The sequence below is a fragment of the Mycobacterium bulgaricum genome, from assembly GCF_041287165.2.
Classification (GTDB): Bacteria; Actinomycetota; Actinomycetes; order Mycobacteriales; family Mycobacteriaceae; genus Mycobacterium; species Mycobacterium bulgaricum.
Window position 1 is genome coordinate 733044 of the sequence record NZ_JBGGKV020000002.1, and the last position, 16302, is coordinate 749345.

The 16302-nt window shown below is 69.3% G+C and carries 18 protein-coding genes; 11 read left to right on the forward strand and 7 right to left on the reverse strand.

Features of this window, described 5'->3' with window-relative positions:
- Positions 1-86 precede the first annotated feature (86 nt).
- Both ACAG24_RS10130 and ACAG24_RS10135 read left to right on the forward strand, forming a co-directional pair.
- Positions 87-794 (forward strand): response regulator transcription factor, encoded by a 708-nt coding sequence (locus ACAG24_RS10130; protein WP_370471966.1) that lies wholly within the window; start codon positions 87-89, stop codon positions 792-794.
- Complete coding sequence (locus tag ACAG24_RS10135) at positions 781-1806, forward strand: sensor histidine kinase (protein WP_370471965.1); 1026 nt, start codon at positions 781-783, stop codon at positions 1804-1806. The genes ACAG24_RS10130 and ACAG24_RS10135 overlap by 14 nt, the downstream gene beginning before the upstream one ends.
- Positions 1807-1898: 92 nt before the next feature.
- On the opposite strand, the gene ACAG24_RS10140 is transcribed toward ACAG24_RS10135, so the two are convergent.
- The 3 genes from ACAG24_RS10140 to ACAG24_RS10150 are packed head-to-tail and all read right to left on the reverse strand — an operon-like array spanning position 1899 to position 4874.
- Positions 1899-3029 (reverse strand): NAD(P)H-dependent flavin oxidoreductase, encoded by a 1131-nt coding sequence (locus ACAG24_RS10140; RefSeq protein ID WP_370471964.1) that lies wholly within the window; start codon positions 3027-3029, stop codon positions 1899-1901.
- 25 nt (positions 3030-3054) lie between these two features.
- Positions 3055-4101 carry an NAD-dependent epimerase/dehydratase family protein gene (locus tag ACAG24_RS10145; protein WP_370471963.1) on the reverse strand — a complete coding sequence of 349 codons (1047 nt, stop codon included), beginning with the start codon at positions 4099-4101 and terminating at the stop codon, positions 3055-3057.
- On the reverse strand, positions 4098-4874 hold the full coding sequence (locus ACAG24_RS10150) for an S-methyl-5'-thioadenosine phosphorylase (RefSeq protein ID WP_370471962.1): 777 nt from the start codon (positions 4872-4874) through the stop codon (positions 4098-4100). The genes ACAG24_RS10145 and ACAG24_RS10150 overlap by 4 nt, the downstream gene beginning before the upstream one ends.
- Positions 4875-5003: 129 nt before the next feature.
- Here ACAG24_RS10150 and ACAG24_RS10155 point away from each other — a divergent pair, with 129 nt between their 5' ends.
- Complete coding sequence (locus ACAG24_RS10155) at positions 5004-7967, forward strand: arabinosyltransferase domain-containing protein (RefSeq protein WP_370471961.1); 2964 nt, start codon at positions 5004-5006, stop codon at positions 7965-7967.
- Here the strand turns inward: ACAG24_RS10155 and ACAG24_RS10160 are convergent.
- Positions 7964-8170: a hypothetical protein gene (locus tag ACAG24_RS10160; protein WP_370471960.1), complete on the reverse strand. Its 207-nt coding sequence runs from the start codon at positions 8168-8170 to the stop codon at positions 7964-7966. The two genes, ACAG24_RS10155 and ACAG24_RS10160, sit on opposite strands and share 4 nt — an antisense overlap.
- 42 nt (positions 8171-8212) lie before the next feature.
- Here ACAG24_RS10160 and ACAG24_RS10165 point away from each other — a divergent pair, with 42 nt between their 5' ends.
- The 7 genes from ACAG24_RS10165 to ACAG24_RS10195 all read left to right on the forward strand — a co-directional run bounded on the left by ACAG24_RS10165 (position 8213) and on the right by ACAG24_RS10195 (position 14077).
- Positions 8213-9082: a 1,4-dihydroxy-2-naphthoate polyprenyltransferase gene (locus ACAG24_RS10165; RefSeq protein WP_370471959.1), complete on the forward strand. Its 870-nt coding sequence runs from the start codon at positions 8213-8215 to the stop codon at positions 9080-9082.
- An 88-nt stretch (positions 9083-9170) separates the two neighbouring features.
- Positions 9171-10172 (forward strand): AAA family ATPase, encoded by a 1002-nt coding sequence (locus tag ACAG24_RS10170; RefSeq protein WP_370471958.1) that lies wholly within the window; start codon positions 9171-9173, stop codon positions 10170-10172.
- 13 nt (positions 10173-10185) lie between these two features.
- A complete protein-coding gene (locus tag ACAG24_RS10175; protein WP_370471957.1) occupies positions 10186-11046 on the forward strand; it encodes a DUF58 domain-containing protein in 861 nt (286 codons plus the stop codon).
- Positions 11036-11509 (forward strand): hypothetical protein, encoded by a 474-nt coding sequence (locus ACAG24_RS10180; protein WP_370471956.1) that lies wholly within the window; start codon positions 11036-11038, stop codon positions 11507-11509. Before ACAG24_RS10175 ends, ACAG24_RS10180 begins: the two co-directional genes overlap by 11 nt.
- Complete coding sequence (locus ACAG24_RS10185) at positions 11500-12459, forward strand: vWA domain-containing protein (RefSeq protein ID WP_370471955.1); 960 nt, start codon at positions 11500-11502, stop codon at positions 12457-12459. Before ACAG24_RS10180 ends, ACAG24_RS10185 begins: the two co-directional genes overlap by 10 nt.
- Positions 12456-13367 (forward strand): vWA domain-containing protein, encoded by a 912-nt coding sequence (locus tag ACAG24_RS10190; RefSeq protein WP_370471954.1) that lies wholly within the window; start codon positions 12456-12458, stop codon positions 13365-13367. Before ACAG24_RS10185 ends, ACAG24_RS10190 begins: the two co-directional genes overlap by 4 nt.
- Positions 13364-14077, forward strand: coding sequence for a hypothetical protein (locus ACAG24_RS10195; protein WP_370471953.1), 714 nt, complete (start codon positions 13364-13366; stop codon positions 14075-14077). Before ACAG24_RS10190 ends, ACAG24_RS10195 begins: the two co-directional genes overlap by 4 nt.
- 10 nt (positions 14078-14087) lie before the next feature.
- Here the strand turns inward: ACAG24_RS10195 and ACAG24_RS10200 are convergent, their stop codons facing one another.
- Positions 14088-14501: an ester cyclase gene (locus ACAG24_RS10200; protein ID WP_370471952.1), complete on the reverse strand. Its 414-nt coding sequence runs from the start codon at positions 14499-14501 to the stop codon at positions 14088-14090.
- A gap of 64 nt (positions 14502-14565) precedes the next feature.
- Complete coding sequence (locus ACAG24_RS10205) at positions 14566-14922, reverse strand: DUF4229 domain-containing protein (protein ID WP_370471951.1); 357 nt, start codon at positions 14920-14922, stop codon at positions 14566-14568.
- A gap of 49 nt (positions 14923-14971) precedes the next feature.
- Between ACAG24_RS10205 and ACAG24_RS10210 the strand changes: the two genes are divergently transcribed.
- Positions 14972-15136, forward strand: coding sequence for a hypothetical protein (locus ACAG24_RS10210; RefSeq protein ID WP_370471950.1), 165 nt, complete (start codon positions 14972-14974; stop codon positions 15134-15136).
- Positions 15137-15164: 28 nt separating this feature from the next.
- Here ACAG24_RS10210 and ACAG24_RS10215 read toward each other — a convergent pair whose 3' ends face one another.
- A complete protein-coding gene (locus ACAG24_RS10215) occupies positions 15165-16235 on the reverse strand; it encodes a MinD/ParA family ATP-binding protein (protein WP_370471949.1) in 1071 nt (356 codons plus the stop codon).
- Between the last annotated feature and the right edge of the window lie 67 nt (positions 16236-16302).

The following is a 16302-nucleotide window of genomic DNA, read 5'->3' on the forward strand; positions in this document are numbered from 1 at the left end:
GGGCTGTCCAGGCCAGATGCCGGGCAAGCCTGACGAAACCGTGACATCGGCGCTGGTAGTGGGTTCGAAAGGCTAACCTCGATGCAGTGACCAGAGTCCTCATCGCCGATGACGACGACGTCGTCCGCGACGTCGTCCGTCGCTACCTGGAGCGCGACGGGCTCGACGTGTCGACCGCCCACGACGGCACCGAGGCCCTGCGGCTTCTCCGTTCCCAGCGCATCGACGTGGCCGTCCTCGACGTGATGATGCCCGGCCCCGACGGTATGGCACTGTGCCGGAGCCTGCGCCAGGGCGGCGACTACTCGGTGCCGGTGATCCTGCTGACGGCACTGGGCGAGGAGGACGACCGCATCGCGGGACTGGAGGCGGGCGCCGACGACTACCTGACCAAACCGTTCAGCCCCAGAGAACTGGCGCTGCGCGTCAAATCGGTGCTGCGCCGGTCCCCGTCGGCCACCGGGGTGCTGCCGATGGACATCACCTCCGGGGATCTGACCGTCACGACGGCCTCGCGCTCGGTCACCGTCGGCGGCAAGCCGGTGAGCCTGACCAATCGGGAGTTCGACCTCCTGCTGTTCTTCCTCACCCACGCCGACACCGTCTTCACCCGGGAGGACCTGCTCAAGCAGGTGTGGCACTGGGATTTCGGCGATCTGTCGACGGTCACGGTGCACGTGAAACGGTTGCGCTCCAAGCTGGGCGACCGTCACCGCGTGCAGACCGTCTGGGGCCGCGGTTATCTGTGGTCGGCCGAGGGTTCACCAGCGGAGCACCCGGATGCCCGCGACTGACTTCTGGGAGATCATCGGCTGGGCGCTCGCATGCTCGATCCCCGTGGTGCTGGCGGGCGCCGCCGTAGTCCGGTTGGCCCGATCGTGGTCGCTGGCGGCGAGCATGGTGGCGCTGGTGCTGATCCCGGTACTGGCGACCCTGGCCGGGGTTCTCGGCGCGAGCGGATTCATGATCACCCAGACGTTCGAGAAAACCACCGTCGTGCTCGTGATCGTCTCCGTCGTCGCGATCCCGGCGGCGGTCATGCTGGGCCGCTATCAGGCGCGACGCACGGTGTGGGAGGCCGAGATCCGCGACTCCGAGCGCGCCGCCGAGCAGTCGCGGCGTCAGCTCGTCGCGTTCGTCAGCCACGATCTGCGCACCCCGCTGGCGGGCATCCGCGCTGTGTCGGAGGCGATCGCCGACGGCGTCGTCCCCGACGAGGAAGTGCGGGTACACGCCAAACACATTGAGCACGAGTCGATCCGGCTCTCCGAGATGGTCGACGACCTTTTCGAGATGTCGAAGATCAATGCGGGCGCGCTGACCCCGTCCTTCGACAAGGTGGCCCTCGACGAAGTCGTCGACGACGTGCTCGCCGCGCACCGGATCGCCGCCGAGCGCGCCGGGGTGCGGCTTGCGGCGAATCTGCCCGAGCAGCCGGTGCGGGTGGTCGGCAGCGACCGTGCGCTGGTACGGGTGCTGTCCAACCTCGTGGCCAACGCGATCGCCCACACGCCAACGGGCGGCAGCGTGGAGCTGGCACTCGGCGCGGACGAGAACAGTGCCTGGGCCCGCGTCGACGACACCGGTGTGGGTATCGACGAGGCGGATCTGCCGCGGGTGTTCGACGTCGCCTACCGCGGCTCCAACAGCCGCATCCCGCGCGCGGATTCGTCGCTGCCGAGCGGTTCGGGGCTCGGCCTGGCCATCGCCGCCGGGCTGGTGCAGGCCCACCGCGGAACGCTGTCGGCGCACAACCTGCCGACGGGCGCCCGCTTCGAGGTGCGGCTGCCGCTGGCCATCGACTAGCTGGCCATCCACTAGCCGGCCGCCGCGAAATATCATTCCGGGCTGCGGTTTGCCGTCAGACCACGACCAGGAATGATATTTCGCGAGGTGCCTCAGCCGGGCAGTGAGCTGCTGAGGCGCTCCGCGGCCGCCAGGTAGTCCTCGATGAACTCGCGCACGACCTCGCGGGCCGGCTTGACCTTGTTCATCAGCCCGACGCCCTGGCCGACGAAGTAGGTCGCCAACGCCTGCGCACCTTCGTGGCCCTGCGACGCGAGCACATCGATGCGACGGATCACCGGCTCGCACAGCATCGACTGCAGAGGAAGGCCCAGGGGCTGATGCCCGTCCCGCGACGGCGCCCACGCGTTCGTCCAGTCCGACACCAACTGGCGCGACGGCTTGCCCGTGCGGCCCGCCGAGCGCACGGTGTCGCGCGACGTCGCGGCCAGCATCTTGGCCACCGTGTGTGGCGCGGTCTCGGCCTCCTCGGTGGTCAGCCACACCGACCCGGTCCACGCCCCGGCCGCGCCCATCGCGACCATGCCCGCCATCTGCCTGCCCGTCACGATGCCGCCCGCCGCGAGCACCGGGGTCCGCGACCCCGTCTGTTCGATCGCTTCCAACACTTCGGGCACCACGACGAGCGTGCTGACCTCGCCGCAGTGCCCGCCGGCCTCGGTGCCCTGCGCGACGATCACGTCCACCCCGGCGGCCACCTGCTTGACGGCGTGCTCCTTCGCGCCGACCAGCGCCGCCACCGGAATACCGCGCTCTTTGCCGGCCTCGATCATGTAGTCCGGCGGCACGCCGAGCGCATTGGCGATGAGCTTGACCGGGTGCGTCAAGGCCACGTCAAGCAGTTCGCGGCCGGTGTTTCCCGACAGCGACGAGCCGCCGAGGCGGCGGTTGGGCTCGGGTTCGATGTCGTGGGCGCGCAGCAGGTCGTCGACGATGTCGCGGTACTCCTGCGGGATGCGGCCGGCCAGATCGGAGCTCGTGAGCTTCTCGCCCTTGCCTTCGAACTTGGCGGGCACGATCAGATCAACGCCATACGGTTTACCGCCGACGGCCTCGTCGATCCAGGCCAGCTCCTGGTCCAGCTGCGACGGCGAGTAGGCGGTCGCGCCGAGCACGCCGAACCCGCCGGCGTTGGTGACCGCGGCCACCACGTCACGGCAGTGGCTGAACGCGAAGAGGGGGAAGTCGATGCCAAACTGTTCACACAGCGCTGTGGACGTCATGGACAACAGTATGACTTGACGGGTGTCAAGAGGTCTTGGGAACCCCTCGCAGCGGCGCCGTCGCGAATTCTCGCAGCCCGTCGGCGGGATCGACCGCTGCCTTAAATCCGAGTAGCTCAGTCGCTTTGGCCGGATCCGCCACGATGTGGCGCACGTCGCCGCTGCGGTACTGCCCGGTGACCTGCGGCGTGACGTCCCCACGGGTCTCGCACAGCGACGAGGCCACGTCGAGGATCGACACCGGCCTGCCCGAACACACGTTGAACGCCGAGAACCCGTCCAGGCCCGCTTCGACCGACGCGACGTTGGCCGCGGCGATGTCGTCGACGTGGACGAAGTCACGCATCTGCCCGCCGTCTTCGAAAACTTTTGGCGCCTCGCCTAATTCGAGGGAGGAGCGGAAGATCGCGGCGACCCCGGAGTAGGGGGTGTCGCGGGGCATGCCCGGCCCGTAGACGTTGTGATAGCGCAGCGCGACGACCGAGCCTCCGGTCGATTCCGCCCAGGCCAGCGCGTAATGCTCCTGCGCGACCTTGCTGGCCGCGTACAGGCTGCGCGGCTTCAGCGGCGCGTCCTCGCCGACCAGTGCCCAGTCGACCGACTCCCCGCCAACGGGGCAGCGATGGTCGAACTGCCCGGAATCGAGATCTGCACGGGTGCGCGGCAAGGGTTCGACGTCGCCGTGTTCCGGGCACACGTAGCGGCCCTGGCCGTACACCACCATGGACGACGCGAGCACCAACCGTTGGCAGCCCGCCCTGAACATCTCCGCGAGCAGCACCGCCGTCCCGTAATCGTTGTGGGATCCATACGACGGCGCATCGGCCGCATTCACCCCCGCGCCGACCACCGCCGCCTGATGACACACCACGTCCACACCCGCAAGTGCTTCGGCGACCGCGGCGGCGTCACGCACGTCGACCCGCCGGACGTCGTCGGGCAGTGCCGCGTCGTCCCCGTGCGCGGCGGGCAGCATCACATCGACGGCAACCACGTCATGGCCCGCGTCGCGAAGCTGCGCTCTGATCCGCGTACCGATGAAACCGGCTGCGCCGGTGAGCAATATCCTCACGGCAGCTCGATCGGAAGGTTCATGCCCTCATGCGGAAGGCAGTGCGTGCACGTGCGCTCGACGGCGGTGTTCTCGATGGCTTCGTGGACGAGTTGCTTGAACGGCACCAGGTTTCGCTCGAACTCGGCGAAGACGTCCACCGCCTTGACGCCCTGCCCAGACTCCACGCCCGCGTCCACATCGGTCACTAAAGCGATTGCCGCATAACACATTTCGAGCTCACGCGCCAGCACCGACTCGGGATATCCTGTCATGTTGACCAACCGGAAACCCTGCGCGGCGAACCACTGGCTCTCCGCCCGCGTCGAGAACCTGGGTCCCTGGATGACCACCATCGCGCCGCCGTCCACGACACCGGGCAGTCCCGTCACCGACTCGCGCAGCGACGGGCAGTACGGGTCGGCGAAACCGACGTGGATCCCGCCGGTGTCGAAGTACGTGTCGGCGCGGCCGGTCGTGCGGTCGACCAGCTGATCGGGCACCACCATCGCGCCGGGACCCAGCTCCGGGTCCAGGCTGCCGACTGCGCACGGCCCGAAGATGCGTCGCACCCCGAGCGCGCGCAGGGCCCACATGTTGGCCCGGTACGGCACGGTGTGCGGCGAGAATTCATGGTCGACGCCGTGGCGCGGGAGGAAGGCGACCTCATGCTCGCCCACGGTGCCCACCGTGATCGCCGCGCTCGGCGGACCGTAGGGGGTGTCGACATTGACCGAACGCGCGTCAGGGCCGAAGAACGAGTAGAAACCGCTACCGCCGATGACGCCTAACAATCGAGAGCTCCGGTGCGCATCCCACCATTGTGCGCACCACACGACGCGCGACCCGTGACGGGCGTGTGACGTTCAGCCGACCCGGGGGTTCCCGCGGACGCTTCTACGGGCACGCTGGCGGGCGATCCTATGCGGACCCACACCCCACGACACCACATCTGCGTCGCCCTCTTCGTCGGACTCATCGGCGTAGCGACCGCCCTGGTGTTGCCGTTTGCGCCGGTCATCGCCGAGACCACCACGCTGACGTGGCCCGCTCCGGGCCGGCCCGCGACCTCGAGCACCGCCCTGATCGCGCCCGACCGGCCGAACACTCTCACCGCGTCGATTCCGTGCGCCGCGCTGCGGGCGGCCGCTGCCCAGCCGATTCCGACGACGGTGCTGGCAACCGGAGCCGACGGTGCCGGACTGGTGGTGACCGCGTCCACCGCCTCGGTGCGCATGCGCCTCGACGACCACGAGGAAGAGCTCGCGCTCCCGGCCGAGCCGGTGGACTGTCAGGTGAGGGTCGAATCGGTGGTCGGCGGGATGACGATCGTCGGCGCCGACGGCCGGACCACCCATCTCACCGGCGCGCGCGTCCCGCAGGTGTTCGGGTTCCACACCGATCTCCCGGCGGCTGCGGCCTCGGGACTGTCGGTCGCCGTCACCGTCGGCGGGCCGTTCGCGACGACGCCGACCGTGCTCAAGGGTGTCCTGATCGCCGTGCAGCTGATCGCGGCCACCGCGGCGCTGATCCTGTTGCACCGGGGTCGCGGCCCGCCCGCCTTGAGGCGGTGGCGATGGCGCGGCGTGTGGTGGATCGACGTCGCCGTCGCGGGGACGCTCGTCGGATGGGCGGTCATCGGGCCGCTGGCGGTCGACGACGGCTGGGCGACCACCATCGCGCGCAACTTCGCCGCGACGGGAAACCCGGGCAACTACTACCGGTGGTGGGATGCCGCCGAGGTGCCGTTCGCGTTCAGTCAGCAGTTGCTCGCGCCGCTGACCGAGATCAGCATCGCGCCGCTCTGGTTGCGCCTGCCCGGCACGGTGGCGGCGCTGGCGACGTGGTTCGTCGTCAGTCGCGGCGTGCTCGGGGCGGCGCTGCCTGCTCTGTCGGCGACGGTGCGGGTGCGCGCGTTGGCCGCGCTCTGCCTGCTGGCCGCGTGGTTGCCGTTCAACCTCGGGACGCGGCCGGAGTCCTATGTCGCGCTCGGCGTCGCGGCCACCTTGGCGCTGGCCTGGCGCGCCCGTGACCCCGCCGATCTGGGCGTGCTGGCCCTCGTCGCCGCCCTGACCATCCCGATCAGCCCGACCGGTCTTCTTGTGGCCGCACCGGTGGTGGTCTTCGCCCCCCGGCTTGCCGCGGCCGCGCGGGCCACGACGGCACACCGGGTGGCGACCGCCGCTCTGGTGAGTTGTATCGGCGCCGTCGCACTGACGGTGATCTTCGGTGACCAGACCTGGGATGCCCTCGTCACGGCCACCGACTGGCATACCGCATTCGGGCCCGCGCTGCCGTGGTACGAGGAACCCAGCCGCTACGAGCATCTGCTTCAGCCCGATCAGCAGGGCAGCTTCGCCAAGCGCCTGCCCGTCCTGCTCACCGCGGCGCTGTTGCCCGTCGTGGCTGCGCTGGCGGTGCGACGTGGGGACCGCGACGCGGTGGGGACGGCGGCCGCCCGGATGGGCTGCGTCGTCATCGTGGCACTACTGCTGCTCGCGGTCGCGCCGTCGAAGTGGTCGTATCACCTCGGCGCGCTCGCAGGCGTGTTCGCGTCGTTCCTGACCGTGGCGATCGTGCTGCTCGTCCGGCGGGCGCGCGGTCCGGATGGCCACGTCGCGGTCGTGGGCGTGGCGGGCTCGGCACTGCTTGCCGCTGCTGCCGCACTCGCGTTCGTCGGCCCCAACGCCTGGTGGCTGCCCGCCATGTACGACCTGCCGTGGGCGACCGACTCGGTGCGGCCTGCGGGGGTGCCGCTCGACAGCCCGCTGCTGTGGGCGGTTGCGGTCGCGGCCGGCGGTGTCACCGTGGCCCTCATCGGACGGACCGCGGGCGCGGGCCGCCTGTCGCTCCTCGCGCCCGCGGTGCTGACGCTGGTCGCATTGGGCACGTCGCTGATCGTCCTGGTGGGCACGTTCGCGACGGCACCGGTGCGCCGCGGCACAGGCTCGCTGGCGATGATCAACGTGGACCGGCTCACGGGCACCCGCGTGTGCGGGCTCGCCGACGACATCGAACTTCTGCCCGACGGTCCCGTGCTGACGCCGGCCGAACAGGGCGGGCAGTCCTCCGGTTTCAGCGCGCTGGCCGGTTTCTTCCCCGGGGCGCCGCCGCCGGATCCGCCGGGCGCCGGCACGTCCGCCTTCCTGTGGGGAAGCCGAACGACCGGTGCGCAGGCCACCGGCGAGATCACCACGCAGTGGTTCGACCTGCCCGCGTTGAAGCCCGATGACGGTGTCGCACTGTCGGTTTCAGGCCGAACGTCGGGGGCGAACTCGCTGACATTGGAGTTCGGAACTGCTGCCGGCACAACCGTCGAGGTGCTGGGCGCGAGCACCCCGGTCGACCGACCCGCCGCCGACGAGGACCCGTCGCACCCGTTGTGGCGGTCACTGGGTGTCGACGCCGCCGACGTGCCTGCGGGCGCGAACAGGGTTCGTGTGCGCGCCGTCGACGGCCGCACCGACGGCGCGGGCTGGCTGGCGTTCACGGGGCCGAGGCTGCGCCATGTGGTGCCTCTCAACGACTTCCTGGCCGACAACGGGCCGGTGCTCGTCAGCTGGCCGCAGTCGTTTCTGTTCCCGTGTATCCGCGACATCCCCACGGTGTCCGGTGGCGTGGCCGAAACGCCGCGCGTCGTGATCGAATCGCCGCGGCCCTGGCTGACCGAGGACCGCGACGCCGAGATCGGCGGGACCTTCGCCGGGTTGGTGGCGTTCGAACCGCTGAACGAGATTCCGAGCAGAATGGTGGGCCACCCGGAGCTCGATTGGGGCTCGGTCAGGATCCCCGGCGACACCGCATCGCCAGATGCGTACGCGCGCAACACCACCCGCATCGAGGTGTCGGGCGTCGGAGCGCTACGGGGCCTGCGCCCCGACGGCTAGTCCTCGTCGGGATCCCCGGCGGCACGCCGGGCGCCGTCGCGGATCTCGAACACGTCGGTGGCGAACCCGCCGATCGCGTTCGCGACGTCCTTGACGGCGCCGGTGATGATCGAGGTGATCTCACCGACCGTCGACGCGCCCGCGCCGACGATCTCCTGCACCGCGTCCTTGCCGATCTCGGCCTTGCTGAGCCGGTCATCCATGCGCTCAGTCTGCCACGGCCGGCACCTGCAAGACTGGCGGTCGTGGCCACTTTCGCCCAATGGGTCGAGGGGGCGCGTCCCCGCACGCTGCCCAACGCCGTTGCACCCGTCATCGCAGGGACGGGCGCCGCGGCGTGGCTCGACGCCGCGTCGTGGTGGCGGGCGCTGCTCGCGCTGCTGGTCGCCGTCGGCTTCATCGTCGGCGTGAACTACGCCAACGACTACTCCGACGGGATCCGCGGCACCGACGACGTGCGCTCGGGGCCGTTGCGGTTGGTCGGCTCCAAGGTGGCGGCGCCGAAATCCGTGCTGACCGCGGCGGTGATCGCGCTGGCCGTCGGAGCCGTCGCCGGGCTGGCGCTCGCGTGGTTCTCCTCCCCGTGGTTGATCGCCGTGGGCGCGGCGTGCATCGCCGGGGCGTGGCTCTACACGGGCGGCTCCAAGCCCTACGGGTACCTGGGGCTCGGTGAAGTTGCGGTGTTCGTGTTCTTCGGCCTGGTTGCGGTGCTCGGCACGCAATACACGCAGGCGCTGCGGGTCAACTGGGTGGGGTTGACGTTGGCGGTCGCGACGGGCTGCCTGTCGTCGGCGGTGCTGGTGGCCAACAACCTGCGCGACATCCCGACCGACAAGGTGTCGGGGAAGATCACCCTGGCGGTGCGACTCGGCGACGCGAAGACGCGGGTGCTGTTCCAGGTGCTGCTGGTCGTGGCGTTCGCGCTGACGCTGGTGCTGATGCTCGCGACTCCGTGGTGCGCTGTGGGCCTGGTGGCGCTGCCGCTGGCGGTGCGCGCCGCCAAACCCGTCCGCGGCGGACTGGGGGGCCGGGACCTGATCCCGGTGCTCAAGCACACCGGATTGGCCATGCTGGTGTGGGCGATCGCGGTATCGGCGGCCCTGACCTTCGGCTAAACCTCGTCCACGCTGGCCAGCGTGATCAGCGTGCTCGACGACCCCTGCGTCGGTTTGCACGCCGGACTCCGGTGGTACACGCCCGGGGATGACTGCTGCGCCGATGCCCCGACAGTCCGACGACGCCCGCGCGGCACAGCGGGTGGTCGCGGCGCTCGCCGACGCGTTCTCGGCCAAGGTCGTAGGGCAGGAGCATCTGCGCGAGACGCTGCTGATCGGCCTGCTGACAGGTGGCCACATCCTGCTCGAGAGCGTGCCCGGGCTCGCGAAGACGACGGCGGCCCGCGTGATCGCAGAATCCATCGACGGGCAGTTCCGACGCATCCAATGCACCCCCGATCTGCTCCCCAGCGACATCATCGGCACGCAGATCTACGACGCGACGACCTCGTCCTTCGTCACCCAGCTCGGTCCCGTACACGCCAACGTGGTGCTGCTCGACGAGATCAACCGCTCCAGCGCCAAGACGCAGAGCGCGATGCTGGAGGCGATGGAGGAACGGCAGACCACCATCGCAGGCACGGAATATCCGATCCCTGAACCGTTCCTGGTCATCGCGACGCAGAATCCGGTCGACCAGGAGGGCACCTACGCGCTGTCGGAAGCCCAGACCGACCGGTTCCTGCTCAAGGAGGTCGTGCGCTATCCGACGCCGGAGCAGGAGGTCGAGGTGATGTCACGCCTCGACGCGGGTCTTTTCGAGAAGCACCATCACAGCAGGCCGGTCGCGACCCTCGACGACATTCGGGTTCTGCAGAGATTCGCGCGCGACGTCTACATGAGCCGCGACCTGATGCTCTACGCCAGTCGCCTGGTCGGGGTGACCCGCGATCCGGGCAACCACCTGCCCAGCCAGCTCGCCAGACTCATCGAGTACGGCGCCAGCCCACGCGCCACCATCGCGCTGTGTACGTCAGCGCGCGCACTGGCGGTCCTCAACGGACGGGACCATGTGATCCCCCAGGACATCGCCGATCTCGCGCATCGCGTACTGCAGCACAGGCTGATCCTCGGGTTCGAGGCGGCCAGTGCGGGCGTCACTCCGACCCGGGTGATCGACGCCGTGCTGCAGGCGGTTCGGGTTCCCTGAGCGGCGGCGTAGATTGGGCAAGCATCTCAACAGGGCCAGAACGTTTTTCGGCACCGATACCCGCGGCATGCTCGAAGGGGGCCGGCACGCGCTGTTGCACACCCGCAGCATGGAGTTCGACGAACTGCGGCCCTACGTTCCCGGTGACGACGTACGCGACATCGACTGGAAGGCCTCCGCCCGCTCGGCGAGCGTGCTGATCAAGCGGTTCGTCTCCGAAAAGCACCACAAGGTGCTGCTGGTCGCCGACGCCGGGCGCAACATGGTGGCGCTCGCACCCGATGGTGAACGCAAATGCGAAGTGGCTCTTCATGTTCTGGGCACGATCGGGCTGATCACGCTGGGCCGATCCGATGAGATCGGGATGGTCTACGGCGACGCCCGCGGCAGCCTGCGGGTTCGCCAGAGCCGCGGGGAGAACCACATCGAGAGCATGCTGACCAGCTACCAGAGCCACGCCGGCCAGCACGGACCGAGTGACATCGTCGCCCAGTTGACTTATGTGGCAACGCATTACCGACATTCGATGATGATCGTCGTGGTGTCCGACGAGCCGGAGCCCGGCGACAGGCTCGACGACGCGCTGAGGCGGCTGGCGTCGCGGCATGACGTGATGTGGGCGATGGTCGCGGACATGCCCGCGGCCGGCGTGAAGGACGGCGGCTACGACGTCGCCACCGGCAAGCCGGTGCTCGGCCCTGCCGCGATGGACCCCCGCGTCATCGCCGCCTATGAGCGGGCCCAGGAGCGTCGCGGCAGGCTGCTCACCGAGATCCTGACATCGCATGCCGTGCCCCACACGGTCGTATCGGGGTCGGGCCAGATCCGCCGGGCCGTCGGCGACATGACCAGGGTGTGGTCCCGTGCCGGATGATCTGCTCGAGTTCGTCAGCGGTCCGCCCGGCTACTCGCTGCTGTGGCTGTGGCTGGGGCTGGCGTTGCTCGTCCTCGTCATCGCTTGGTACGCGCTGGTTCTCGTCGTCACCATGCCGTCGCACCGGCTCCGTCGGATTCCCGGTGTCGAGGAAGCACACGCGCGGCTGCTCCGGTACCGGTTCGCGAAGACGGTCCGGTCGATCACGCAACGCCACCGCGACGGGGAATTGTCCGCGGAGCAGGCCAGCGCGGCGCTGAGTTGCACGCTGCGCAGCTTCCTCCACCAGGCCACCGGCACCCGCGCCCAGTACATGCAGTTACGCACCATCGCCGCAAGCGATCTCGCGCCTGCGGCGCCGATGCTGGAGGCTCTCGGCAGCGCGCAGTTCGACAGGGCCTCGTCGGCGGACGTCGGCCGCCTGGGCGATGAGACCGAAGAACTGATCCGCTCGTGGAGTTGACGTGGTGGCCCGTCGCGGCCGCCGGACTGGGCGCCGTGATCCTGGCGATCGCGCTGGCGGTGCTGGTGCCGATCAAGGGCAGGCAGGACCGCCAGCTGCCCCTGGCCAACACGGCCCGACTGACCCGGCTGCCCGAATACCGGGCAGTGGTGCGTCGACAGATGCGGGCCGCGGCCGTGGCCATCACGCTGCTGATCCTGCTGTGTGCGGCGACCGTTCTGGCCGGCGCCCGCCCCGTCGGAACATTCTCGGGCGCCGAGGCTTCTGCGCCCCGCGATGACATCATGCTGTGCGCCGCCGGACCCGCGGACGACCAAGCCACCAGAGACGTCCTCCGATACTTCGCGCGGCAGGCCACCACCTACGGATCCGAACGCATCGGACTGACGTCGCTGAACCGGCGGCTGCTTCCGTTGACGCGTGACTACCAGTTCGCCGCCGGTCGGCTGGGCGACTTCGCGCGCGACGCCCCGACAGCGCCCGCATTCATCGCCCCCGTCGAGTACGACGACTACTCCCCTACCGTGGCCGACGCACTCGCGTTGTGCCTGACCGGCTTTCCGGACTTTCAGACCACCAGCGACACCCGGCGATCGCTCATCTATGTGGGACCCGGCGCGCTGCGTCCTCCCGGCGACACCACACCGTCGCTCTACACCGACGCCCAGGTCATCGACATGGCCCGACGGGCCGGTGCGCAGATCAACGCCATCGCGACACCGGGACGCGACACCGCCTCGTTGAGTACTGCCGCCGACGCGACAGGGGGACGGTTCTTTCGATTCGACGCCGCCGACGTCGACGGCCACCTCGACGCGATCCGCGCTTCGGCACCGCCGGGACCCGAGGATCGTGCCGACGCGCGACAGGATGCTCCCGCGGCCGCCATCATCGCCGCGCTCGCGTTGTCAGCGCTGTTGGGTGTCTCACTGCTGGCGGTGCGGCGATGACGTTTGATCCCGTGCTGCCCCCGCTGGTGCTGGCGTTCGCGGCCGTCGCCCTGATCACGCTGCGCCTGCTGTCGCTTCGGCCTGCCGGGCGAACGGGCCGTCACGCGGTGCTGCGGTGGGCGCTGACCACTGCGGCGATGCTGCTGGTGCTTCTCGCCGCCGCACGCCCGGTGACGGGATCGGCGGCCGACACCGCGCCTGCGCAGGCGTCGCAGACCGGCGCCAATGTGTACTTCCTGGTCGACCGGTCCGCCGATTCGGCGATCACCGATTTCGGTGGCGCGTCCCGAATGTCGGGCATCCGGGACGACATCGAGGCGGTGATGGACGCGCACCCCAGCGCGAGGTTCGCCGTCATATCGTTCGCGGCGCGGCCCGCGATCGACTGGCCCCTCTCCGCGGACGCGTGGAGTCTGGTGCCCGTCGTCGAGGCGCTCAACCCGTACCCCGGTGTCGACAGCACCGAGGCCAATGCCGGAGCTGCCGCCAATGTGCTTCGCTACCAACTGATCTCGGCGGGGCAACAGTTTCCGCAGGCCGACAACCTGGTGTACTACCTCGGTTCGGGCGCCGGGCAGTCGACGGTGCCGCAGGGCATTTTCGACACTCCTGCTGTGGACGGTGGCGCCGTCTTCGGGTACGGCCCGGGCCCCGGCGAGAACACGTTGCGGTCCATCGCAGGCCAACTCGGACTCCCCTACATCCAGCGCACACCCGGCGAAGCCCTCCCCCGCGCCGACGGCACATCGAACCAGGCGGGCTCTGCCGATCCGGTAGCGGGGCAGGAGCGCACCGAACTCTATTGGGTCTTGATGATCCTGGCGTCGCTTCTGCTGCTGCCCGAGATCTACCTGACCGCGCGAGACCTCCGTCAAGCCAGAGCCACCCGTACGGAGGTCCTGCCGTGAGCCGAGTCCCCGCCCGGATACGAACGCGCCGACGGTTGCTCGCGCTGTCCGCGTTACCGACGATCGCAGCCGTCGTCCTCGGCGCAAAACTGATCTCGGTCGCCGTGGTGGGAGACTCGGCCCGGGAGAACTTCGCCGCGGGCGACATCGGCGCACTACGCGACGACGTGTCGATACTTCAGATGCTCAACATCGTGGAGCCCGCGAACGCGCAGTGGGCGGCAGGCGGGCTCGCCGTGCTCGAGGACCGGTTGGATGACGCACAGGCGCACTTCAAGGCGGCACTCGCGAACACCGATGCGGCACAGTCGTGTCCGGTGCGGGTGAATCTGCAACTCGTCACGGAGCGCCAAGGTGACATCGATGCATGGGAGGCCAGGCTGGACGAGGCCCGGCAGACCTACGAAACATCGCTGACCGTCATCGCCGAGGCCCCGTCCGGCTGTTTCGCGGGTAACTCGGACCCCGATCCGCGACGACAGGCCGTCCGTCAGGACGCCGAGGCGCGCGTCCGCGCCAAGATCGCCGGTCTGGGGACGGTGGCACCCCTCGCACCACCGTCCCCGCCGCCACCGGCGGCACCTGAGGCGCCTGCCCCGCCACCCGCCGCCGCGGTCGACCCCGACGCGCCCCAGGATCCCCGTCGCCTCGATATCGGCGGCGATCCGCTGGAGGTGCTGCGCCAGGTGCTGCGGGACGCGGCAGGATGACGTCCTGCCGCTAGGCGCGCGCGGTGCTGGTCCAGTATTCGGCGATCCTGCCGTTGGAAATGCGCAGTAGATCGTTGCCGGTGAACCGCGCAGGCCCATCCCTGCCCGACCCTGTGGCGATCCAACGAGCAGCAACCATGTCGCCGTCGACGATGGGTCCCACGTCGACGACGAATACCAACTCCTTGAGCGTGGTGCGGGTGCGGTCGACGGCGGTCTGCAGTTCGTCCGGCCCGCGGACGTCGTGCGTCGGCCAATGCCCAACGAAATCGGGCGTCACCAGCTGCGGCGCAATGCGATGGCCTGCCCACAGTTCGTCGATCCAGCGCTTGTAGAGGCGCTGGCCGATCATGCGTCTGGGGCTACTGATACCTATGGGGCTCGTCATGCCTCTGGGACGGGTCATGACCTGCGGCTTAGTCATGCATTTCGGTTTACCCACCACGAAACGCAGCTAAGCCGCCACTTTACGAATTCGTCATGCGGCGTCAGGTGCCCGCCGTGCCGCCGTCGGCGTCGCGATTCGCCGTCCCCGTACCGTCTCCGGCGCCACCTCCGCGCAGCCGCGCCTGGAGCTGCTCACGGTCACGGCGTCGCCGCGCGTCCATCGCCGCGATGCTCGCGGTCGCGCGCCGGCGCAGCGGACTGAACACCCAGATGCCCAGCGGAAGGGCGATCACGATGGCGAAGAGCAAAGCCACGACGACCGGAAACTCGCGAATCCCGATCAGGTGTCCGACCCCCAGAATCGCTGCCGTCACCACCGCCACGAGCAGCAGCCGTGCCACCACATAGGCCAGCACGTCGAGATAGGGCCGGGATGCGGGCCGCGGGTCTTCGGACACGAATCTGAGCCTACCGATGACGCGTATATTGACAGGAAGGAGGTTTTGAGTGGCTTATCTGCTCCTGATTCTTGTCTTGGCCGCAGTGGTCTACACCGTTTGGCGACTGGCCCGGATGAACGCGAAACGACCGCGCACCCGGACCATCGGACCCGACGACGATCCGGATTTCCTGCGCCGGATCAATCCGCGCGACGACCAGCCGAGGTCCTGACGAGGCGTGACTGCGTAAGACCCGACCGTTAACCCGCCGGGTCGGCAGAACGGCTTGCCCCTGGGAACCCGTCCGCGACAACAGCAGCCAACTCCAACAACGACTCTCGGGTCTCTGCGCGCAGGCGGTCGAGGCTGATCTCGGCGCCTTCCTCGAGGTGAGGGTCGAACGGAACCTGACACACCGCGCGGCAGCGCCGCGCGAAATGGTCGGTCACCTTTGTGAGATCGACCTTCGCAGTGCCCTTTCCGGAGCCTTTGACGCCTCGCTTACCTGCGGGCCGCACGCCGTTGATCACGGCGATGGAGTTGCGGACCAGATCCTGGTGGCCGTGGGCATCGAGCCAGTCCAACGTGGCCGACGCGCTGCGCGCTCCGTCCACCGACCCCGAACTGATCACCACGAGAACGTCGGCCTTGTCGATGACAGCCGACATCGCCGAGTGCAGCATGCCGGTGCCGCAGTCGGTGAGCACCACACTGTAGAAGCGCTCGAGCACCTCCACGGCCCGCGCGTAGTCCTCGGCCGAGAACGCCTCCGACACCGCGGGATCACTTTCCGACGCCAGCACCTCCAGGCGGCTGGGCCCCTGCGAGGTGTAGTGGCGGACATCGCTGTAGGCCGAGATCCCCTCGGCGTCACGGAGCAGATGGCGCACTGTCGCCGCGGTCTCCAACGGCACTTTCTGGCTCAGCGTGCCGCGGTCGGGATTGGCGTCGACGGCGATCACGCGATCGCCGCGATGTGCCGCGAACGTCGCACCAAGGGTGGCCGTGATGGTCGTTTTCCCCACCCCGCCCTTCTGCGACAGCATCGCGATCCGGTAGGCGCTCCTGAGCGGGCGCTGAACACGGGTGACGAGACCGTTGTGGCGGACTACCCTGGGGCTCTCCCCCAGGTTGATCAGCCGGCCCGAACCGCGGTAGACCCACTTGCGCCACCCCGCCGAGGGTGACGCGGGGGTGGTGCGCAGCAGGGCGACCGCCGACGGGTCGAGGTAGGGAACGAGTTCCTTGCTCGGCGGCGGAGCGACCGTGACGATCGGTGGAGCGCCTTCGGGGGGAGTCGGCGCCGTCCACTCGGCAGGGATGGGCGCCATGGGGTCAGAGAACCGTTGCTGTGCCCGAAACCCGCCCGGCACGTCAGACAACCGTCACGTCCCTTCG